The organism is Streptomyces sp. NPDC059002 (genome assembly GCF_042740435.1).
Lineage (GTDB): Bacteria > Actinomycetota > Actinomycetes > Streptomycetales > Streptomycetaceae > Streptomyces.
In genome coordinates this window covers 1-21,272 of the sequence record NZ_JBHYJI010000094.1, presented here as the reverse complement: position 1 = coordinate 21,272, position 21,272 = coordinate 1, and the positions used below count along the sequence as shown (strand labels likewise).

Sequence of the window (21,272 nt, the reverse complement as noted above, 5' to 3'; positions counted from 1 at the left end):
TGACTGGACGGAAACGGAGCAGGGGGGGCGCCCCGTAAGGGGCGCGGGGAACTGCACGCCCAGCCCCCACCGGGCCCGCAGCGGTGAACCGGCCCCCGGGCGGAGCCCCTAGTGGAACTGCGACGCCTCCGTGGACCCCGCAAGCGCCGTCGTGGACGACGCAGGATTGACCGCAGTGGAGACCAGATCGAAGTACCCGGTCCCGACCTCCCGCTGATGCCGCACGGCAGTGAACCCGTGCCGCTGCGCGGCGAACTCCCGCTCCTGCAGGTCGACATAGGCCGTCATGCCGTGCTCGGCGTAACCGCGGGCGAGGTCGAACATGCCGTGGTTCAGCGAGTGGAAGCCCGCCAGGGTGATGAACTGGAAGCGGTAGCCCATCGCGCCCAGCTCACGCTGGAACTTGGCGATCTGGTCGTCGTCGAGGGCCGCCTTCCAGTTGAAGGACGGCGAGCAGTTGTAGGCGAGCATCTGGTCCGGGTGCTCGGCGTGGATCGCCTCGGCGAACTCGCGGGCCTGCGCGAGGTCGGGGGTGCCCGTCTCCACCCAGATCAGATCGGCGTACGGGGCGTAGGCGAGACCGCGCGCGATGACGGGCGCCATGCCGTTCCGCACCCGGTAGAAACCTTCGGCGGTGCGCTCGCCCGTGACGAACCGGGCGTCGCGCTCGTCGACGTCGCTGGTCAGCAGGTTGGCGGCGAGCGCGTCCGTGCGGGCCACGACGAGGGTGGGCACATCGGCGATGTCGGCCGCGAGGCGCGCCGCGTTGAGGGTGCGGATGTGCTGGGCGGTGGGCACGAGGACCTTGCCGCCGAGGTGCCCGCACTTCTTCTCGGAGGCGAGCTGGTCCTCGTAGTGGATGCCCGCCGCACCGGCCGCGATCATCGCCTTGGTCAGTTCGAAGGCGTTGAGCGGGCCGCCGAAACCGGCCTCCGCGTCGGCGACGATCGGCGCGAGCCAGTCCACCGAGGAGTCGCCCTCGCTCGTGGCGATCTGGTCGGCGCGGAGCAGCGCGTTGTTGATCCGACGCACCACCTGGGGAACGGAGTTGGCGGGGTAGAGGGACTGGTCGGGGTAGGTGTGCCCGGCCTGGTTGGCGTCGGCGGCGACCTGCCAGCCGGACAGGTAGATCGCCTGCAGCCCGGCCTTCACCTGCTGCACCGCCTGCCCGCCGGTCAGCGCTCCCAGGGCGTGGATGTAGTCCTGCTCGTGCAGTTGCCGCCACAGCCGCTCGGCGCCGCGCCGGGCGAGGGTGGCCTCCTCGCGGACGCTGCCGGAGAGCCGGACCACGTCCTCGGCGGTGTAGGTGCGCTCGATCCCCTTCCAACGGGGGTCGGTCGCCCAGTGCCGCGCCAGCTCCTGGGCCGTTTCCGTCGTCGTCCCTGTCTGTGCCATGAGGGTCTCCCGAAGACTCGTGAATCATGCGAAGTACTGGCACTGAGTGCCGAGTTGAACGATGGGGGCGACCCGCTGTTCCCGCGAGGAGGCTGTCCGAGCGGGTCGCACTACGACTCTGGCAGTGGCACCCAGTGCCCTCAACCGTGGACGGATGCCAACTTCTGCGAATCTTTCCGCGCGCTTTTGCCAACTCTGCCAACCCCACAACTCCCGTGCGCCTGGCTACGATCGGGAGCGGTGCGGGTGCCGGAACCGCGAAGGAACAGGGGCCACAGGTTGAGCAAGACGTACGCGGGAGCGCGGCTGCGAAGGCTGCGCGAGGAACGGCGCATGAGCCAGGCGGACCTGGCAAGGACCCTTGCCATCTCGCCCAGCTATCTGAACCAGATGGAGCACGACTCCCGGCCGCTCACCGTGCCCGTACTGCTGCGGCTGACCGAGGCGTTCGGCGTCGACCCGGGCTTCTTCTCCGAGCGCGACACCAGCCGCCTCGTCGCCGACCTGCGCGACGCCCTCACCGGCGAGGTCGCCGCGGGACGGGTGTCGGCGTCCGACCTCTCCGACCTGGCATCGCGGATGCCCGCCGTGGCCACGCTCCTGGTGGACCTCGGCCGACGGAACCAGCACCTCACCGAACAGCTCTCCGAGGCCGCGGAGGGACGCGGGCCGGGCACGACGGCGCAGCCCCGCTCCGCGCACGAGGAGATCCGCGAGTTCTTCTACCGGCGCCAGAACTATCTGCACGACATCGACGTCGCCGCCGAAGGGTTCGCCGCCGCCATCGGTGTACGCCCCGGCGAGGTCGTCCGCGCCCTGTCCGACCGGCTCGCCGAGCGCCACGGGGTGCGCCTGGCCGCGGACTCCGACCGGCTCCTGCACCACTTCGACCCGACGGCCCGCGTCCTGCACCTGTCCCATCGGCTGCGCCCCGGCCAGCAGGCGTTCCGGATGGCCACCCAGCTCGCGCTGCTCGAATACGCCGACGACGTCTCCGCCCTGGCATCGGAGGACTTCGCACAGGACTCCGCGGCCTGGCCGTTGGCCCGGATCGGCATCGCCAACTACTTCGCCGCCGCGCTGATCCTGCCCTACCGCCGCTTCCACACGGCGGCCGAGGAGTTCCGCTACGACATCGAGCGGCTCACCGACCACTTCGGACTCGGCTACGAGACGATCTGCCACCGCCTCAGCACACTGCAGCGGCCCCGACTGCGCGGCGTGCCCTTCTCCTTCGTGCGCGTCGACCGGGCGGGCAACATGTCCAAACGGCAGTCCGCCACCGCGTTCCACTTCTCCCGCGCGGGCGGCACCTGCCCGCTGTGGAACGTGTACGAGGCGTTCGCCGCGCCCGGCCGCATCCACGTCCAGCTCGCCGCGATGCCGGACGGCCGGCGCTACCTGTGGACCGCCCGCGCGGTCACCCGGCACCGCGGCGGCTGGGGCGAGCCGGGCAAGACCTTCGCCATCGGCCTGGGCTGCGAGATACGCCACGCCGCACGGCTCGTCTACTCCGACGGCCTCGACCTCGACAGCACCTCCGCCGCCGTCCCCATCGGCATGGGCTGCCGCCTCTGCGAACGGACCGACTGCCCCCAGCGGGCCGTGCCGCCACTGGACCGCCGACTGGCGATCGACGAGAACAGCAGCACCTTCATCCCGTATCCCGTGGCCCCATAGCGTCCCGCCCCCGGGCCGCCGCACAGTGCCGGAGCGTGCTCGATCAACCGGTCCCGGGGCAGTCACAACCATGGGTTGTGCGCCCGTAGGGTGATCCAGTGGACACCGAGGCATGGCGATCGTTCGTCCGGGCGGCCGAGCTCGGACAGTTCCAGCACGCGGCCGACGAGCTGGGCGTGACCCAGCAGGCGATCTCCAAGCGGATCGCGGGCCTGGAGCGCGAGCTGGCGGTCCGGCTGTTCGCACGCTCCGCCCGGGGGGTCGAGCTGACCCTCGACGGTCAGGCGTTCCTCCCGCACGCGCGGACCGTCGTCGCCGGTGTCGAGCGTGCCGTCGCCGCGGTCGGACCGGGATCACGGGCCCTGCGGATCGACGTGCTCGGCCTGCGCAGCGCACAGGCCGTCATCCTGCACGAGTACTGGCGCTCGCGTCCCGAGACCGACCTCGACGTGGTGACCCTCAGGACCCATGACCCGCGCGTGGCGGCCGCCGCCGTCGCAGCGGGCGACGTCGACGCCTCGTTCCGTACCGTCACCGACCCGGCCGCGCTGCCGCCCGACGTACGCATGATCCACGCGTTCCACTCCCCGCTGGAACTTCTCGTCGGCCCGCGCCATCCGCTCGCCGCCGCCCGAACACTGACGCCGGAGCAGCTGCGCAAGCACCGGATATGGGTGCCGGGCATCGCGCCCGGAAGCGAATGGGGAGAGTTCTACGACCAGCTCGCCACCGACTTCGACCTGAGCATCGACGCGGCGGGCCCGCACTTCGGGGACGAGGTGCTCCTGGACACCCTCGCGGACGCCGCGGACCTGGCCACCCTCGTCGGGGCGCGCGACCGGTACATCTGGCCGACGGGCCACGACCTGCGCCGCATCCCCGTCGTCGACCCGACCCTCGCGTACCCGCTCTCGCTCCTGCTGCCCCGAGCGAATCCGCATCCGGAACTCCGCGGACTCATCACCCACCTCGACCGTCTGCCGAAGCTCCCCGGGACCGTCTGGCTCCCGGCCTGGGCGACGCCACCACAGCGCGGCGACGGCGACGACGTGTGAGCCCGCCCGGCCGACCGGCACATCGGAGGCCGGTGCACCATCAGCCGATACATCACAGGAGAAGGGATCGTGGCATGCCCAGTCAGCGCCTCATGCGCATCCACAGCGCCGAGTTCCAGGCCATGGCCGAGAGGGTTCTGCGGGTCACCGAGCTGACCTCCCGCCTGAACGTCCTGCCCTTCGAGGACGAGGAGGGCAAGGCGGAGCTGTTCGAGCAGATCCTCGGCAGGCCGCTCCCGGCGAGAGTCACGATCTATCCGCCCTTCTACACGGACCACGGCTTCCACCTCGACCTCGCCGAGCGGGTGTTCATCAACCAGAACTGCACGTTCCTGGATTACGCGGGCATCCGGATCGGCGAGCGCGTGATGATCGGCCCGAAGGTCACGTTCATCACCGGCGGCCACCCGGTCGACCCCGAGGAGCGGCGGCTGTACCTCACCGGCGCGCCGATCGACGTGGCGGAGAACGTGTGGATCGGCGCCGGTGCCACGATCCTGCCCGGCGTCAGCATCGGCAAGGACGCCGTGGTCGCGGCCGGCGCGGTGGTGGCCGACGACGTTCCCCCGGCGAGCCTGGTGACCGGCAGCAAGGCGACCGTGCACCGGCAGTGGTGAGGACCTGACTACGCGGTCGGCTTCCCCTGCGCCGGGGACGCGGGGGCGGCCGCCGGACGGGCCCCGGCACTGACGGCGGCGGCGCTCTCGGGCGGCGCGATCCGGCGCAGCAGGAAGCCGGTGGCCATGGCCATGAGGAACATCTCCACCGCGTACACCGCAGAGGGAATGGCCATCCGGGTGCTGTCCAGGAGGGTCGGGCTGAGGGCGATGGCCATCGACAGCGTGGTGTTGTGCATGCCGATCTCGAAGCAGGCGGCGACGCACTGCCGGTGGTCGCCGCGGGCCAGACGGGTCGCCCCGTAGCCGATGCTGAGGGAGATCGCGGCGAAGAGGAGAACGACAAGGCCGACGTCGGCGAGATAGCCGAGCACGTTGTTCCGCTCGGCGACGACCGCGGCGACGATCACGCCGATCAGGGCCACCACCGCCGTCAGCTTGACCGCCTGCGTCGAGTGCTCCGCGAAGCGCGGACGGCGCTGCCGGACCAGCATGCCCGCCGCGACCGGCACCAGCACGACGAGGAAGACCTGCACGGTTTTGTCGAAGCGCAGGCCGAGCGCCTCGTCCGTACCGCTCATGAAATGGTCGAGGGAGAGGTTCACGACGACCGGCAGCGTGAAGACGGCGATCACCGAATTGATGGCGGTGAGCGTGACGTTGAGGGCGACGTCGCCGCCGAAGAGATGGCTGAAGATGTTGGCCATCGTGCCGCCGGGCGATGCCGCGAGCAGCATCATGCCGACGGCCAGCGCCGGGCTCAGGTCGAAGGCGAGGACCAGGCCCAGGCAGACGCCGGGCAGGACCACCAACTGGCAGACGAGCGCGACCGCGACGGGCCGTGGACAGGCGGCGATCCTGCGGAAGTCGGCCACGGTCAGGCCGAGCCCGAGACCGAACATGATCACGGCGAGGGCGGCGGGCAGCAGATAGGTGGTCAGGGGCGAGTCCACAGGGACAGGCTCCAGTAGCCGGATGGGAATGTCCACGGCCCTGCGGTGAAGCCCCGTCGACGACCCGGCCGTCTTGCCGGAACCGCAAGCTTTCGTGCCAGGCCGTGGCGCGCCTGGCAAGACTGGGCGGACCCGACCCAAGGAGCCTCGATGAGCACCACCGACGCGGTCACGTTCTGGGAAGACGTCTACGGCGGCCGTCCCGCGGCCACCGACCCGCAACCGAACGTCCGTCTCGCCGAGACCGTCACGGGCCTGGTGCCCGGCGACGCGCTGGACCTCGGATGCGGCGACGGCGGCGACGCACTGTGGCTCGCCCGCCAGGGCTGGCGCGTCACCGCCGTCGACCTCTCGGCCGTCGCGGTCGAGCGGCTCGCGGGCCTGGCCCGGTCACGCGGCCTGGAGGACCGGATCACCGCAGAGCGGCACGACCTGGACGCGTCGTTCCCGCGGGGCGAGTTCGACCTGATCAGCGCCCACTATCTGCAGACCCCCTTCGCCCTGGACCGGGCAACTGCCCTGCGCACGGCGGCACATGCGCTGCGCGTCGGCGGGCGGCTGCTCGTCGTCGACCACGGATCGACCGCGCCGTGGTCGTGGAACCAGGATCCCGACATCCGCTACCCGGGCCCGCGCGAAGTCGCCGAGGGAATCGCACTGGACCCGGCGGCCTGGACGGTCGAGCGCGCCGACGCGCCCCGGCGGATCGCGCAGGGACCGGACGGGCGCACCGCCGAGGTCACCGACCACGTCCTGCTCGTCCGCCGCACCGCCTGACCCACGCAGAGGGCCCCCGTGCCCACGAAGGAGGAGGCCGCCATGCCCACCGGATCACGCCGCGCCCGTCGCGCCGACGCCCCGCCGCCCCGGACCGGAAGCAGCGAGACCGAGGTGCTGCGCGGCTTCCTCGACTATCTGCGCACCTCGATCGCCGCGAAGGTCGAAGGCGCCCCCGAACCGCAGGTCCGCACGGCCGCGGTCCCCTCGGGCACGAACCTGCTCGGCCTGCTCAACCACCTGACGTACGTCGAGCGTGCGACCTTCCTCGGCGACGAGGTCACCGACTGGCAGTCGACGTTCCGCGCCGCACCGGCGGACAGCGTGGCCGACGTCGTCGCCCGCTACCGAGCAGCGGTCGAGCACGCGAACGAAGTCCTCGACGGCTGCACCGACCTCGGCGCACCGCTTCCCCGCCCCCGGCCGGGCACTCCCGCCCCCAGTGTCCGCTGGGCGCTCACCCACCTGATCGAGGAGACCGGCCGCCATGCCGGCCACGCGGACATCCTGCGCGAACTGATCGACGGGGCGACCGGGCGCTGAGGGCGGTGCGGTGAGTGTCGGGGTGCGGGTCGTGGGCCCGCACCCCGAGCCGTCGTCAGTTCTTGCCGACGGTGCAGGTGGCCGTCGCGGTCTTCTTCGGGTCGCTCACCGAGCGGGCGGTGAGGGTGAGTTGGCCGTGCGGGCGGGCGGACGCCTTGGCGGTGACGGCGACGTCCACGTCGACCGTGGTGCCCGCCCTGGCTGTGGCCAGCTTGCTGGGCAGCCAGGCGGACCAGCCGCGGCCCGAGGCCTCGGCGGAGAGCCGGTAGACGTCGGAGTCGAGATAGCGGGTGGCGTCCTCGGGGTGACCGGCCGGCGGTTCGGCGGGCGCCCTGCCGGTGTTCTTGAGCGGGAAGGTGCAGGTGGCGCGGTTCTTGACGGGGTTGCCCGTCGCCTCACCGCGGCCGAGCGCGGTGCCACGGCGCTGGGGGCCCGCCCCGTCCAGGGACTTGACGGCGATGGTGTACGACAGGACGCCTGTGGGGCCGCGCTGGATGTCGGTGATGTAGAAGTGCAGGCGGTTGGCGCGGTCGATGTACTCGTACGAGCTGCCGGAGTCCGCGCCCGCGTGGAAGAGCGCGTCGCTGAGCTGGCGGTAGTCGCCCATGGTGATCTTCTGCGGGGTGCCGTCGGGGCGCGTGAAGTCCACCATGTCGATGTCCTCGGGGTGGGCGTCGATCACCCAGGCGAACGGGGCCCGGTCCTGGTTCTTGGTCTTGGTGATCAGCACACCGTTGTCCGGGGTGAAGGAGTCCATGCCCATCCGGTCCACGACCTCGACGGTGTAGTTCTGGTAGCCGCCGCCGTCGCACAGCGGGTCGGTGGTGCGGTCGCAGGTGGGGGAGAGGTCGCGGGACATGGCGATGTTGACACCGGACAGGCCGGTGGCGCCGGGCGGCGCGGAGCGTGCGGTGACCTGGGCGACGACCACGCCGGAGTCCTTGAGGGCGTCGCGGTCCAGGCGCAGCACGTTCTTCTCGTCGACGATGCCGAGCTTCAGCTTGTCGCGCAGGATGTGCTGCGAGCCCATCGAGCCGCCGTCGGTGGCCGGGATCTTCCAGCGGGTGTGCGGTCCGCCGGGGCCGTTGAACGAGCCGCGCGAGAGCATGCTCCAGATGCCGGTGTAGGCGCGGCTCAGGGGTTTGCCGTAGGGGTTGTTGTAGTTGTCGCCGATGCCCAGGATGTGGCTGAGCTCATGGGCGTACACCCCCATGCCGGAGCTCTCGGCCTGGGTGGAGGAGCCGGTGACGGCGTTGGGCCAGATGCGGGCGGCGGCCTGCCAGGACGTCCACGGCACATAGCGGGTGGTGGCGGAGTTGCCGCCGGTGGAGATCGGCGAGGGCGGTCCCCAGGCGGCCGGGACCTGGCCCGCGGAGCCGAACTTCATCTGGCCGAACTCCTGCCAGGTGGACGACTCGTCCTGTCCCGCGGTGAGGTAGAAGACGAAGTCGTACTTGGCGGCCTCCGCCTCGCCGACCTGGGCGATCCAGGCCGCCTTGCCGTTGGTGCGGATGTCCTTGCCGCAGGTGCTGCCGGTGGGGCAGGCCCCGGGGTTCATGCCCGGTTCGATGCCGTACTGGAAGGACTTGAACGGCATGCGGTACACGCCGAAGGCCTTGAGGTCGACGCCGACGCGTCCGCCGGAGTCCTCCATCCAGTACTCGTTGATGGTGTGGCCGCGGTTGAGTGCGCCGGGCTTGTTGAGGAAGTTCTCGTAGAACGAGGGAAGTTGGGTGCGCGGGACGTTGGCGGCGCTGGTCTGCGGGTTGCCGAAGACGGTCGACCCGGGCGGCCTGCTGACGGTGAACTCCTCGTCGGGGTAGTCGAGGAGCACCAGCGCGCCCTTGAATGTACGGTCGGTGGGTTTGACATCGGGGTTGGCCCAGTCGGTGCCGGGCACGGAGCGGTACTCGCTCCAGGTCATGTCGTCGGGATTGCGCCAGTTCTGCGGGTCGATGGGCCGGACCAGGGACGGCCGGGTCCGGTCGGCCGTGCCAGTCTCGTGGGGCGTCGCCTGCGCGGTGCCGATGGCGGCCGCGGCCAGGGCCGCGAGGACGGTGGCGACGACGGTCGTACGACGGGCCCGGCCGCGGCGCGGACGGGTGTGGTGTCCGTGCGCGGTGCGTCTGTGCCGGAGGAACATGGCTCACCTCTTGCCTCTTGCCGGGATGAAATGGACAAGTGCATGACAAGCCGTGCGTGTGGTGCGTCCACCGCTGCCAAGGTAGGCCGCCCGAAGCGGTGATGCCAGAGTGCCTGTCGGCACTCCCGTGACGGGGACGATGCCGGTCACGGTGCGTCAAGTGCCGTGGCGGCGGGCAGGATTGGTTCCCTGTCGCCCAGCGATTCCCGCACCGGGTCGCTGGCGTCCCCCTGCGGAAGGAGCCGATCATGGCAGGCGACCGGCACGGCCACCCGATGTCGCGCACCGGCGACGAGGCCGTGGACCACTACGAACAAGCGCTGGAACACCTGCTGTACTTCCGCGCCGAGGTGGCCGACGCGTCCCGGCAGGTGCTCACCGCCGCACCGCGCTCGGTCATGGGCAACGTCCTGGCCGCCCACCTCGGCCTGCTCGGCACGGAGGAGAAGGACGCCGCCGACGCCCGCAACACCTTCGAGCGCTTCAAGGAACACATGCACCGCGGGGAGATGACACCGCGCGAGCGCATGCATGTCGCCGCGGCCACCTCCTGGCTGCGCGGCGACATCCACCAGGCGGGCCGGGTGCTCGGCGAGATCTCCGTGGAGTATCCGCACGACGTCCTCGCGCTCGCGGTCGGCCACCAGATCGACTTCTTCACCGGCAACGCCCCACGGCTGCGCGACCGCATCGGCGGCGCGCTGTCCGCCTGGGACGCGTCGGACCCGCACTACGGCCCCGTCCTCGGCATGTACGCCTTCGGCCTGGAGGAGGCCGGCCACTACGACAGGGCGCGGGAAGCGGGCCTGGAGGCGGTCGAGCGCGGTCCGCGCGACGTATGGGCCATCCACGCCGTGGTGCACACCTACGAGATGCGGGGGCAGTTCGCCGACGGCATCCGCTTCCTCGACGCCCGCGCCGCGGACTGGGCGACGGGCAACTACCTCAACGTGCACAACTGGTGGCACTACTGCCTCTACGCCCTGGAGGCCGGTGACGTCCCCCGCGTCCTGGAGATCTACGACGCCGCCCTGCACCACGCGGGATCCACGGGTGCGGCGATGGAACTCCTGGACGCCGCGGCCCTGTTGTGGCGCCTGCACCTGGCGGGCCAGGACGCGGGGGACCGGTGGCAGCCGCTCGCCGACGCCTGGGCCGCCCGCCACGACGGTGCGTACTACGCCTTCAACGACGTGCACGCGGTGATGGCGTACACCGGCGCGGGCCGCATCGGGGACGCCGAACGCCTGGTGCGCGCACGTGAGGAGTACGTCGCGGGCGGCGGGCCCGGCGCCAACCACGCCATGACCGCGGACATCGGACTCCCCGTGTGCCGCGCACTGGTCGCCTACGGTCAGGACCGCTACGACCAGGCCGTCGACCTGCTGCTTCCCGTACGGCACCGGCTCGGCGAGTACGGCGGCAGCCACGCCCAACGCGACGCCGTGCACAAGACGCTGCTGGAGGCCGCACTGCGCGCGGGCCGCCACGAACTGGCCCGCACCCTGCTGAGCGAGCGCATCAACCTGCGCCCGGTCTGCCCCTACAACTGGCTCGCCCAGGCGCGCCTGGCCGACGACCTCGGCCAGGGCGCACAGGCCGCCGTGGCCCGCACCAAGGCGGCCGATCAGGCGGCGGAGGGGCTGGCGGCCCTCAAACGCTGAGATGCCGGGGCGTGCCGGGTCCGTGTGCGCCGCGCGGATCAGTCCTGTCCGGCGCAGAACACCTCTTTGACGAGGCGTTGTTGCACCTTCCGGAACTCCTTCGCCTCGTCGATCCGGGCGCCCTTGCCGGTCAGTGAGGCGGTCAGGGTCTTCTTGCCGTCGGGCGTGCTGTACATCAGCGCCCCATAGCCCTTGACGCCGCCGTTGTGGGTGAGGAGGGTGCCGCCGCAGTGCGGGCCTGCGTCCTGCACCATCAGGCCGAGGCCGTAGCCGAGTTCGCCGCTCTTGGGGTGCGGCGTGCGCATCTCGGCCAGCAGCCGGGGCGGCAGGAGTCTGCCGCCCTGGAGTGCGGAGAGGAACGTGTGGAGATCCTCGGTGGTCGAGATCATGTCACCGGCGGCGGAGATCCAGGAGGGGTTCTGGCGGGTGACGTCGACGACCTTCCAGCGGCCCGCGTCCTCGTACCCGTAGTAGCCGTGGGCGTGCGGCCCGGGAATCCCCGTCCGGGTGCCGGGGACCACGGTGCCCCGCAGTCCGAGCGGCCGCAGGATCCGCCGCCGCATCTCCTCGGCGTACGGGCGCCCGGTCACGTTCTCGATCAGGAGCGCGGCCAGTACGTAGTTGGTGTTGGAGTAGCTCCAGTCCGTGCCCGGCTCGAACTTCAGCGGCTCGGCCAGCGCCCGCCGCACCAGCTCGTCGGGCCGGTAGCTGTGGAATCGCTGGTCCACCCACTCCTGGCCCTGCCAGGGGATCCCCGGCACATACGTCCCGTCCGGGTGGCGGTCGCCGGTGAAGTCGAACAACCCGCTGGTCTGCTGCAGCAGCATCCGCACGGTGATCCGCGGGTCGAGGTCGTGGCGGGGCAGGAAGTCGGCCGCGGGCCGGTCGAGGCCGATCTTGCCCTCGGCCACCAGTTGCAGCACCACGGTGGCGATGAAGGTCTTGGTGTTGCTGCCGATGCGGAACCGCCCGTTCGTCGGCGGCTTCCCGGCCTGGCCGAGCCTGCGCACCCCGGCGCTGCCGACCCACTCGCCCCGCTCGTCGTGCACGCGCAGCTGCATCCCGGCGGAACCGGAATCGACGATGTCCTGGATCGCCCGCTGTAGCTCCGGACGGTCCTGTGATGCGGCGGTCTCCGGCGGGGCCGGGTCGGCAGAAGTGGCCCCCGCGGGTGCGGTCGCCCCGGCCAGCATCGTGACGGCCAGCGCCGCAACTCCCGCTCGCCGTAAGGCCCGTGGCATCGAGAGGTGGTTCTTGTGTGAGGTCTGATCCATGGCGCCAAGATGGCACTTGCGTGGCGCCAACGCAAGTCACATTGGCTCAAGTTGGCGTTAAGATGGCTCCATCTGGCGTTCGTGCAGGGGGAGTGCTGTTCAGGCGTACGACGATGGGCGCCAAGGCCCGACGACTCGGCCGTCCCGGACGGGTGTTGGAGCGCACCACGGCGTACGACCGTGTGAGGATCACGGCATGGTGAGGAGTCGCCGCCCCCGCGGGCGGGTGCTGTGGCCGACGCTGGCCGTCGCGGTCGGGCTCTTGGTGAGCGCCTGCCATGACGACGGCGCGAGAGGACGGCCCGGCGGGACAGCCCCTCCGTACGCGCAGAGCCCCGAAGCGCTGCCCACCCTGCTCGCGGCGCCGCCCGTGCCCACGCCCCGGCTTCCCCTGACCACCCAGGACCGGCCGGTCCGTGGCGGGGTGCCCGCGATCCGGCGGGTCCCCACCAGCGATCGCGTGGTGTTTCTGACCATCGACGACGGCCAGGCGAAGGACCCCGGATTCCGGGACCTGATGAACACCCTGCGGATCCCCTTCAGCATGTTCCTGACCGACTCGCTGGCCGGGGACGGCTACCCGTACTTCGCCGGACTCGAAGCGCTCGGGAACAAGGTGCAGAACCACACCCTGACCCATCGCCGCCTCACCAAACTGCCGGCCACCCGGCAGCGGGCCGAGATCTGCGGCCAACAGGAGCGCCTGCGCACGGTCTTCGGCCACGCGCCGACTCTGTTCCGGCCGCCCGGCGGCAACTACAACGCCACCACGCAGCGCGCCGCGGCCGACTGCGGACTGCGGGCCGTGGTGCTGTGGACCGCGAGCATGCAGCCGGGCGGCCTTCGCTCCAACGCCCCCCAAGACGCACTGCGGTCCGGCGACATCATCCTGTTCCACTTCTTCCCGGCGGAGAAGCTGCACAGGCGCACGCTGCGCCAGGTGACCATCGACCTGGCCCGCACGGTCACCGCACAGGGCTTCGCCTTGGCCCGCATCGAGGACTACCTGGACGCCGCGCAGGCATCCTCAACGCCGGTACCCGAACGATGAGTTGAGGTGTCGCTCGGCGGGCGCGAGGTCGCCTCGCGCGGCTCCTGGACCCACCCGCGCGCGGCCCCGACCGGAGCGGAAGCTAACGTGGCGCAACGGCACGAACATCATCTTCCACTCTGTGCAACGGGGAACGTCATGCTCATACATCGCAGGAATCGCACCACGCTCCTCATGGCGGCGGGCGCCACCGCGCTCGCCCTCACCGCCGGTGCGTGCTCGTCCGACTCCGGGGACGACGCGAAGTCCGGGAACGGGAAGACCGCCGCCGACCGCGCCCCCGCGGGCGTCGTCGACAAGGCCGAGGCGAAGAAGATCGTCGACCACTACGTGAAGGTCAACAACCAGGCCAACGCGAAGCGTGACAGCGGCGTCCTGTCCGCCGTCGAGGGCGGCGGGCTCTACGAGAGAAGCGCGAGCACCTACAAGCAGGACAAGCTGCAGCCCGCGAAGGACAGGGCCGAGGGCCGCAAGCCCTTCTTCTATGTGAACCGCGAATACCTCATCCCGTCCGCGAAGGGCGGCGCGACCTGGTTCGCGCTGCGCGCCGACACGAAGGACCACAACGGCACTTCGCCCAGGACCAGCCGCGCCACCGTCGTCTTCGACAAGGAGGGCGACGACTGGAAGGCCGTGTGGAGCGGCTGGACCACCAAGAAGGACCCCAGGGCGCCCGACCTCGCCAAGGACGCGGACGGCTTCGTGGTCCCCGTCACCGACACCGCCAAGAAGCAGGGCGTCCTCGCCCCCGACCAGATGGACGACGCGCTGGTCGCCCTCTACTCGGGCGACGAGAAGCTGGGCATGAAGGTCGGCGCGAGCGAGACCGCGAAGTGGATGACCCAATTCCCGCTGGACCAGAACAAGATGCTCAACCCCGGCGGCAAGGCCGAGTACAAGGCGGGCAAGACGGACCACAAGAAGGTCTACGCGCTGAAGACGAAGGACGGTGGCGCGCTGACCTTCTTCAGTGCCGACGTCCAGGAGTACATGCACACCACCGACCCGGCCGCGCGCATCACCCCGTCCCCGCAGATCGCCTTCCTCGTCGGCAGCAAGAAGGACGAGAGGGTGTTCCTCCTGGACTACCTGCACCAGGGAGAGGCGTACATCCCGGCCAAGGGCAAGGTGTCCATGCTCACGGACAGCTGGGTCATGATCAAGGCGGAGGGCCCGCGGCGCGGCCTGCTCTGACCGGCGCCCGTGCCGTTGCGGCACCGGATCGCGGCTGCTCCCGTTCGGCAGGCCGCGCCGGGGCCGCCGGACGCGGGGGCAATCCGGTACAAAAAGGGGTATGTGCCACTACTGCGGTTGTCGTGACATCCCGCTGATCAAGGAGTTCATCGCCGAGCACGAACGCGTCACCAACGCGGCCGGTGACGCCCTGCGGGCCCTGGACCGGGGCGACACGGCGCGGGCCGGTGAACTCGTCGAGGTCATGGCGCGCGAACTGCTCGCGCACTGGCGCGGCGAGGAGAACGGTCTTTTCGAGGTGATGCGGGAGGACCCCGAGTACGCCGAGTACATCGACGACCTCGTCCACGAGCACCGCGACCTCGCCGCCCTGCTGCCCACCCTCGACCTGGACGCGGGGCCCGACGTGGCGCGGCTGCGCGCGGCCGTCGACGAACTGCACCACCACATCGCCAAGGAGGAGGACGGGCTCTTCCCCGCCTCGCTCACCGCCCTGTCGGGCGAGGAGTGGAACCGGGCGATGGCGGCGTGGCGGGAAGCCCACCCGTGACGGGCCCCGCGCCGGGCCCGCGGTGACGCTCAGGCCTCCGCCGGGTACCAGCGCAGTTCCACGGTGTTGCCGTCCGGGTCCCGCACATAGAGGGAGATGGCGGTGCCCCGTGCGCCGAAGCGCTTGCCGGGACCGTCGACGACCGTGAAGACACCGGAGTCGATGACCTCCTGCCAGTCGAGCGGCTCGACCACCAGGCAGATGTGATCGACGTTGGATCCCTGCGGCTGCCCGTCGGGCGCGACGACGAGGTCGATGATCGTGGTGGGGCTCACCCGCACGGACGGGAAGGGCACCTGGCCCGCCCGCCACTCCTCCACCCGCACCGGCTCAAGTCCCAGCGGGCCGGTGTAGAAGTCCAGCGAGCGCTCGATGTCGGTGACGTTCAGGACGAGGTGGTCGAAGGCGATCACGCGCATGGTTCTCTCCATTGGGTCGGGGCGCAGGAGCGCCGGTGCCGTGACGTCAGCATCGTCGAGCGGGCATCCATCGGTCCAACACATGCTTGTCATCGATGTCCATCGTGTTTCACGATGGATCAATGGATCTCCAGCAGATGCGGTACGTCGTCGCGGTGGCGGAGACGGCCGGATTCACCCGCGCCGCCGAGCGGTGCCACGTCGTCCAGTCCGCGCTCAGCCACCAAGTGGCCCGCCTCGAAAAGGAACTGGGCGCCCGGCTCTTCGAGCGGACCAGCCGCAGGGTGCGGCTGACCGCCGCCGGAGAGGCCTTCCTGCCCGCCGCCCGCCAGGCCCTGGAAGCGGCCGAGCGGGCCCGTGCGGAAGTGGCCGCGGCCACCGGCGAGATACGCGGCAGGCTGACCGTCGGCTCGATCCCCACCGTGGCGGCCGTCGACCTTCCCGTGGTGCTGCGGGACTACCACCTGCGCTACCCCCAGGTGCGGATCAGCCTGCGGGCCGGTTCCAGCGAGCGGCTCATCGAGCAGGTGCGCGACGGCGAACTGGACGCGGCCTTCCTCGGACTGCAGCCCGGATTCCGGCCGCAGGGCGTCCGCGACCACGAACTCGCCCACGGGCGGCACGTCGCCGTGGTCGCCCCCGACCATCCCCTGGCCGGCCGGCGCGAGGTCGGCCTCGGGTGCCTCGTCGACGAGGCGTTCGTGGACTTCGCCGAAGGCAGCGCCGCCCGCGCCCAGTCCGACCAGGCGTTCGCCGCGGCAGGCCTGCGGCGCGAGGTCGCCTTCGAGGTGTCCGGCGTCGAGCTGATGTCCCGCATGGTCCGCCACGGCCTGGGCATCGCCCTGCTGCCCGCGGCGTTCGCCACCGAACTGCACGGCCTGCGGATCGTGCCGATCACCGACGGGCCGGTACGCGTGGAACACCTCGTCTGGAACCGGTTCCCGCCGTCACCCGCGGCCTCCGCCTTCCTCGAACTGCTGGGCGTCGAGGAGGGGGCCGCGGCCGGATGACGTGCCCGGCGTGCCAGGCGGCGGGACGTGACGGCAACTCGCCCTGAAACTCCGCTTGTTGAGTTTACGGCGTGCTGCCGCTTGCCCCTTTCCGGAAGCGCGTGTATGCGGATACCTTTCGTCGAACACTGACTACGGGGGGCACATGACCGGGTTGGAAGCGATCGTCGCCGCGCTGGTGGCCGGGGCGTCCGCCGGAGTCGCCGAATCGGCGGGCCAAGCCGTACGGGAGGCATACGCCCGGCTCCGCCTGGCCGTACAGCAGCGGCTCTCGCGCGCCGAAGGGCCGTCGATCGAGGTGCTGACCGCCGAGGGGACCGAGCCTGCGGTCTGGGCGGCGCGGCTGACCGAGGCCCTGGCCGCGGCAGGCGTCGACAGGGACGAGAGTGTCGTCGCGGCCGCCCGCGAACTGCTGGCCCACATCGATCGTGCGGGAGCACGGGCCGACGTGAACGCCGTGGACGCCAGGAACGCCCGCGGCGTCCAGATCGGCGACCACAACACACAGACCAACAACTTCAGCTGAGCGTTCCCCGGATGACGCGCGAGAGAAGCGGGCCCCGCGTGTGGGCTCCGTATGCTCAAGGCCTGCAAGTGGGCAACCACAACCACCAGGTCAATGTCTTCTCCGTCCGCGGCCGCGGTCCCTTCGGTGCCCCGCCCGGCAGGCTGGGCCTGCCGATGGATCCCGTCGTCATCGCGGACGCGCTGGCGGCGGCCCAACGGTCCCGGTGGACGAAGGAGATGCAGCTCCGCAGGCTCCAGGACCCGTACATGCTGCCGGTGGCCTGGACGGCCGCGCGGCCGGAGCTGTTCGAGGACTGGCCCCTCCTGCGCGAGACCGCCGGCCACTGGCCGGACGGCACCTCTCCCGATCCGGCAGGCTGGGCGGCCGGTCCGGCCGGTCCGGCCGGTCTGGCCGGGGAGGGCGGCCAGATCGAGGAGGTCTTCTCCCGGCGTGTCCCCACCCGCCGACTCGTCGTCCTGGGCGAAGCGGGCGCGGGCAAAACGGTGTTGCTGGTCCGCCTGCTCCTCGCCCTGCTGGAGAGGCGCGGCACGGGCGAACCCGTCCCGGTGATCTTCTCCCTGGCGTCCTGGGCCCCCGAGAAGCAGGATCTCGTCGGCTGGATGGCAGCCGAGATCAGCCGCTACCACCCCGCCCTGGCGACCTTGGTGGCACCCGCCCCGGGACCCCCGAAGGATGAGTCCGGCGGGTCGGCCGCCCGGGTCCTGCTGGACCGAGGTCTTGTCCTGCCCCTGCTCGACGGCCTCGACGAACTCACCCGCAGCCAGCGGGCCCGTGCCCTGGAGGCCATCAACCAAGGGCTGTTCTTCGGACAGCCCGTCGTCGTCTCCAGCAGACCCGCGGAGTACCGGGAACTCGTGGAGGGGGACTCCCTGCGCCTGGCCGGTGCCGCGGGCATAGAAGTGAAGCCGCTGGACCTGGCGCAGGCGGCGACCTACCTTCAGCGCGACGCCGGGGGAGCCCGCTCCCCGGGCGCGGCCCGGTGGACGGCCGTACTCGACGACCTGTCTCCCGATGCCCCGTTGGCCCAGGTGCTGACCAACCCCCTTGGTCTGTTTCTCTCCCGGACCGTCTACAACCCCCGCGCCGGGGACGAACACGCTCTGCCGGAGCCTCGCGAACTGCTGGATCCTGAGCGCTTCCCCGGCCGTGACGCCATCGAGACGCATCTGTTCGGAGCGTTCGTGCCGGCGGTGTACCGTCCCGAGCCGGGCGAGCGCCCCCGCTGGTCGGCGGCGCGGGCGGAGCGAACCCTCGGGCGCATCGCCCACCAGCTGCAACGGCACGAGTTCGGCACACCCAACCTGGCCTGGTGGCAGTTCCGCCGGATCGCGGGAAAGGCCACCTCGACACTGACCGGACTGGGCCTGGGGGTGAACGCGGGGATCCGTTACGGCATTCCACTGCTCTTCATTTCCTGGTGGCTCATCGGCCGAACTTTCGCGTTCTACGCAGGCGGGGCGGTCTGCGTCATCTTCGTGTACCTCTGTGTGACGGGTACGCGCATGGTGCATCAGGATCCCGACGATGAACTCGGCGTCTCGGTGGAGCCCGCATCAGGGGTGCACTGGTCCCTGGCGGAGAAGATCAAGCTCCTCGACGACAAGTTGCTGGAGGATCTTGATGCGAGCGAACCGAAGACCCGGAAGAAATGGGTCAGAGGTCTGGCGGCCGCGACGCTGACCCCTCTTGCGCTGGCAGCGTTCGGCGGCGTGGCCGTCGGGCTCTACAAGGGATCCGGCGTCGGGCTGACCGCGGGGGCCGCCTGGTTCCTGATCCAGGCGCTGATGACCCTCACCGTGGGCGGTCTTGTGCCCGATCCGCCGGACATGACACTGGGGCCCGCGGCCGCGCTCACCCGCGACCGGCGGGTGTTCCTGATCAACACGCTGACGGCCGTCGTCGGCTCCGCCTGGAGCGGCGTCATGTGGGGAACCTTCGCCTGGCTTCTCTCCGACGCCCATACCGGCCTCGTGTTCGGCGTCATCCTGGCAAGCGTCAGGTGGTTGGCCAATGTCGGCGGCACCGCCGTCGCGGCGGCGGCCTGGCCCACCTTCACCGTCGCAAGGCTGTCCCTGGCCGCACGAGGATATCCGCGCGACCTCATGGCCTTCCTGGAGGATGCGCGTACGCGAGGAGTGCTCCGACAGGTCGGCGCGGTCTATCAGTTCAGGCACATCAACCTCCAACGCCATCTCGCCTGGACGTATGGGGCCCATGAGTCGGCGACGGAGGCACCGGACGCCGGGTCCACGGCGGGAGCCGGTCCACGACGTCGCCTCGCGCTCCGCTGCTACGGCAGGTGGCTGGGGGATGAGCACCCCAAGACGATCGACGCCCGCAACAGGCTCGCCGGACGTCTCCTGCGCCGTGAGAACTACGGACGCGCACGCGAGGAGTTCCAGCGGCTCACCGAGATCAACCGTAAGAAATACGGCGAATGCCACGAGGGGACCCTCCATGCATGGGAGCGCTACGCCCACTCGCTGCACATGCTCGGCGAGGACGATCTGGCGCGACGCGAATACGAAGCGCTGATCGCAGCGGGTGAGCGAAGAGGGAGGGGTGGGACTTTCGAGACCGCTTGCCGGTTCGACTACGCCACTCTCCTCTTCGACGCGGGTGAAGTGGAGGCGGCCCGCCAAGAATTGGCGGCCATCCTTGAGGCCGATCCGTCGCTCGCGTCCGCGAGGCTGTGGCTTGCCCGTTCGCTCGAGCGCCTCGGTGCACTGGACCAGGCCGAGCGCGAGTACCGACGGCTCCGCTCCGAGGAAGACGGCGCCTCTTGGGATTTCCTCTTTGTGAGAGAGGGGCATGCGCAGATCCTGTACTCGCTCGGCAGGTTCGCGGCGGCCCGAGCGACGCTGGGAGACATCCCCGATCACGATCCGCTCAAGGACCGTGACCGGGAAACCATCTTCTCCAGTCACATGCTGCTGACGGACATCCTCGTCGACCGAGGGGAACTGACCAAGGCGGCAGCGGAACTTGACGCCCTCCTCAAGAAGTACTGGAGCGCGCTGGGGGAGCATGACCCCAAGACGCTGGAGGTCAGATTCTTCCTGGCCCGCGCTCACCGCCGACGGGGAGATTTCTCCCGTGCGCAGGAGGAACTGGAGAGCGTTGTGGCCGGTATGCAAAGGGCGCTGGGTGCCCAGCATCGCGACACCTTGGTGTGCCGCAACGAACTGGCCCTGAACCTGCTGGAATCCGGGCGTGTGGCAGAGGCCCGGGCCGAGCTGGAAGAACTTCATGCGATCGATCTGCGGGTCCATGGGCCGGACCACAGGGACAGTCAGCTCGTCGGCTTGAATCTTGCATGGGTGAAGGCGAAGCAGGGGCACGTCATCGCGGCTCGTGAGGAGATCGAACGCATCATCCGCACCGAGTCGTTCAACAGCGGCGTGGATGAACTCCAGTGGTTCAGTGCATCCGCTCACGCGCATTACTCCCTTGCGCGAGTTCTCCGTATGCAGGGTGAACTGGCCTTGGCAGACCAGGAGCTTCAAACGATCACCCTCGCCGACCTGAGGCTCGCGCATCGAGACGTCCCCTACACCCTTCAGGTGCTCCGCCTCGAAGTCCGGCTGGAACAGGGGCGTTTGCTGCATGCCCAGGGAGAACTGGAGCTGGCCCGCACGGAGTTGGAAGACCTGCTCGCCGAATCGGAAGCATCGGAAGGGAAGTCCCACCCGCGCGTGCTGGCCACCAAGCATGAGCTCGGATGCGTGCTCCGGGACCAGCAGGAAACAGGACCGGCCCGCGAAACGCTGGAGGAAGTACTGGCCGCCCGCACGCGGCAGCTGGGTTCCGATCATCCGGACACCCTGGAGACGGAAGCGGAACTCGCGCGGCTTTGAGGCGGCTCGGAGGCGGTGGAGACGACGACGGTGTTCGCGGTGACGATCACAGCGATGGCCGACCAGGAGGCCATATCGAGGTGCTGGCCCAGGGCTACGAGGCCGATGAGCGCGGCGAGGACCGGGTTGACGCTCATGAAGACGCCGAAGAAATGCGGCGGCACCCGGCGCAGGGCCAGCAGATCGGATACGAACGGCACGGCCGAGGAGAGCACCCCGGCGGCCAGCGCACACCCCAGCGCCGCCGGTGTGGGCGGGTGCTGCCAGAGCACCCACGCGCCCACCGGCAGATACAGCGCGCCGGACACCAGCGCCGCGGCGGCCGAGCCCTCCAGGCCGGGCAGCCGGGCGCCGACGGCGCGGTTGCACAGGATGTAGCAACCCCAGCAGACCGCTGCCAGCAGGGCGAGGCCGATGCCCAGGTAGTCGGTGGAGGGCGAAGGGCGCGCGAGCACCACCACCGCGCCCGCCGCGGCCAGGGCGGCGACGAGATCGATCCGGCGCCGCGCGCCCGCGAGGGCCACGGTCAGCGGGCCGAGGAACTCCAGCGTGACGGCGAGG

18 protein-coding genes are annotated in these 21,272 nt (G+C 70.6%); 12 read left to right on the top strand and 6 right to left on the bottom strand.

All coding sequences use genetic code 11. The features are described from left to right. Positions 1–108 precede the first annotated feature (108 nt). Positions 109–1,395, bottom strand: a complete 1,287-nt coding sequence (gene aceA, locus ACFWZ2_RS41480) for an isocitrate lyase (RefSeq protein WP_384554974.1) — start codon at positions 1,393–1,395, stop codon at positions 109–111. A 279-nt stretch (positions 1,396–1,674) separates the two neighbouring features. On the opposite strand from aceA, the gene ACFWZ2_RS41475 reads away from it, so the two are divergent. The 3 genes from ACFWZ2_RS41475 (at position 1,675) to ACFWZ2_RS41465 (ending at position 4,747) form a co-directional block, all read left to right on the top strand. Next, entirely contained in the window at positions 1,675–3,075 is a 1,401-nt protein-coding gene (locus ACFWZ2_RS41475; RefSeq protein ID WP_384554973.1) for a short-chain fatty acyl-CoA regulator family protein, read from the top strand. A 98-nt stretch (positions 3,076–3,173) separates the two neighbouring features. Continuing rightward, the gene (locus ACFWZ2_RS41470; RefSeq protein ID WP_384554972.1) at positions 3,174–4,130 is read left to right on the top strand and encodes a LysR family transcriptional regulator; all 957 of its coding nucleotides are present in this window, start codon (positions 3,174–3,176) and stop codon (positions 4,128–4,130) included. Positions 4,131–4,204: 74 nt separating this feature from the next. Further along, positions 4,205–4,747, top strand: coding sequence for a sugar O-acetyltransferase (locus ACFWZ2_RS41465; RefSeq protein ID WP_384554971.1), 543 nt, complete (start codon positions 4,205–4,207; stop codon positions 4,745–4,747). A gap of 8 nt (positions 4,748–4,755) precedes the next feature. Here ACFWZ2_RS41465 and ACFWZ2_RS41460 read toward each other — a convergent pair whose 3' ends face one another. Next, positions 4,756–5,700 carry a bile acid:sodium symporter family protein gene (locus tag ACFWZ2_RS41460; protein WP_384554970.1) on the bottom strand — a complete coding sequence of 315 codons (945 nt, stop codon included), beginning with the start codon at positions 5,698–5,700 and terminating at the stop codon, positions 4,756–4,758. A 150-nt stretch (positions 5,701–5,850) separates the two neighbouring features. Between ACFWZ2_RS41460 and ACFWZ2_RS41455 the strand changes: the two genes are divergently transcribed. After that, complete coding sequence (locus ACFWZ2_RS41455; RefSeq protein ID WP_384554969.1) at positions 5,851–6,477, top strand: SAM-dependent methyltransferase; 627 nt, start codon at positions 5,851–5,853, stop codon at positions 6,475–6,477. A gap of 42 nt (positions 6,478–6,519) precedes the next feature. Continuing rightward, positions 6,520–7,020: a DinB family protein gene (locus tag ACFWZ2_RS41450; protein ID WP_384554968.1), complete on the top strand. Its 501-nt coding sequence runs from the start codon at positions 6,520–6,522 to the stop codon at positions 7,018–7,020. A gap of 55 nt (positions 7,021–7,075) precedes the next feature. Here ACFWZ2_RS41450 and ACFWZ2_RS41445 read toward each other — a convergent pair whose 3' ends face one another. Continuing rightward, positions 7,076–9,163, bottom strand: coding sequence for a M6 family metalloprotease domain-containing protein (locus ACFWZ2_RS41445; RefSeq protein WP_384554967.1), 2,088 nt, complete (start codon positions 9,161–9,163; stop codon positions 7,076–7,078). Between the two features lie 248 nt (positions 9,164–9,411). On the opposite strand from ACFWZ2_RS41445, the gene ACFWZ2_RS41440 reads away from it, so the two are divergent. Next, on the top strand, positions 9,412–10,827 hold the full coding sequence (locus tag ACFWZ2_RS41440) for a tetratricopeptide repeat protein (protein ID WP_384554966.1): 1,416 nt from the start codon (positions 9,412–9,414) through the stop codon (positions 10,825–10,827). Positions 10,828–10,865: 38 nt separating this feature from the next. Here ACFWZ2_RS41440 and ACFWZ2_RS41435 read toward each other — a convergent pair whose 3' ends face one another. Further along, positions 10,866–12,101: a serine hydrolase domain-containing protein gene (locus tag ACFWZ2_RS41435; RefSeq protein WP_384554965.1), complete on the bottom strand. Its 1,236-nt coding sequence runs from the start codon at positions 12,099–12,101 to the stop codon at positions 10,866–10,868. Positions 12,102–12,297: 196 nt separating this feature from the next. Between ACFWZ2_RS41435 and ACFWZ2_RS41430 the strand changes: the two genes are divergently transcribed. From ACFWZ2_RS41430 to ACFWZ2_RS41420, 3 genes are all read left to right on the top strand, one after another. After that, entirely contained in the window at positions 12,298–13,152 is an 855-nt protein-coding gene (locus ACFWZ2_RS41430) for a polysaccharide deacetylase family protein (RefSeq protein WP_384554964.1), read from the top strand. Between the two features lie 138 nt (positions 13,153–13,290). Continuing rightward, the gene (locus ACFWZ2_RS41425) at positions 13,291–14,346 is read left to right on the top strand and encodes a hypothetical protein (protein ID WP_384554963.1); all 1,056 of its coding nucleotides are present in this window, start codon (positions 13,291–13,293) and stop codon (positions 14,344–14,346) included. A gap of 100 nt (positions 14,347–14,446) precedes the next feature. After that, complete coding sequence (locus ACFWZ2_RS41420; RefSeq protein WP_384554962.1) at positions 14,447–14,896, top strand: hemerythrin domain-containing protein; 450 nt, start codon at positions 14,447–14,449, stop codon at positions 14,894–14,896. 29 nt (positions 14,897–14,925) lie between these two features. Here the strand turns inward: ACFWZ2_RS41420 and ACFWZ2_RS41415 are convergent, their stop codons facing one another. Then, on the bottom strand, positions 14,926–15,315 hold the full coding sequence (locus ACFWZ2_RS41415) for a VOC family protein (RefSeq protein ID WP_384554961.1): 390 nt from the start codon (positions 15,313–15,315) through the stop codon (positions 14,926–14,928). Between the two features lie 122 nt (positions 15,316–15,437). On the opposite strand from ACFWZ2_RS41415, the gene ACFWZ2_RS41410 reads away from it, so the two are divergent. The 3 genes from ACFWZ2_RS41410 (at position 15,438) to ACFWZ2_RS41400 (ending at position 20,711) form a co-directional block, all read left to right on the top strand. Beyond that, positions 15,438–16,325: a LysR family transcriptional regulator gene (locus ACFWZ2_RS41410; RefSeq protein ID WP_384554960.1), complete on the top strand. Its 888-nt coding sequence runs from the start codon at positions 15,438–15,440 to the stop codon at positions 16,323–16,325. A 145-nt stretch (positions 16,326–16,470) separates the two neighbouring features. Further along, positions 16,471–16,851: a hypothetical protein gene (locus ACFWZ2_RS41405; protein WP_384554959.1), complete on the top strand. Its 381-nt coding sequence runs from the start codon at positions 16,471–16,473 to the stop codon at positions 16,849–16,851. 68 nt (positions 16,852–16,919) lie between these two features. Further along, complete coding sequence (locus ACFWZ2_RS41400; protein WP_384554958.1) at positions 16,920–20,711, top strand: tetratricopeptide repeat protein; 3,792 nt, start codon at positions 16,920–16,922, stop codon at positions 20,709–20,711. Here ACFWZ2_RS41400 and ACFWZ2_RS41395 read toward each other — a convergent pair. After that, positions 20,666–21,272, bottom strand: a 607-nt coding sequence (locus ACFWZ2_RS41395) for a DMT family transporter (RefSeq protein ID WP_384554957.1), incomplete at its 5' end; no start/stop codon positions are given. The genes ACFWZ2_RS41400 and ACFWZ2_RS41395 overlap by 46 nt on opposite strands.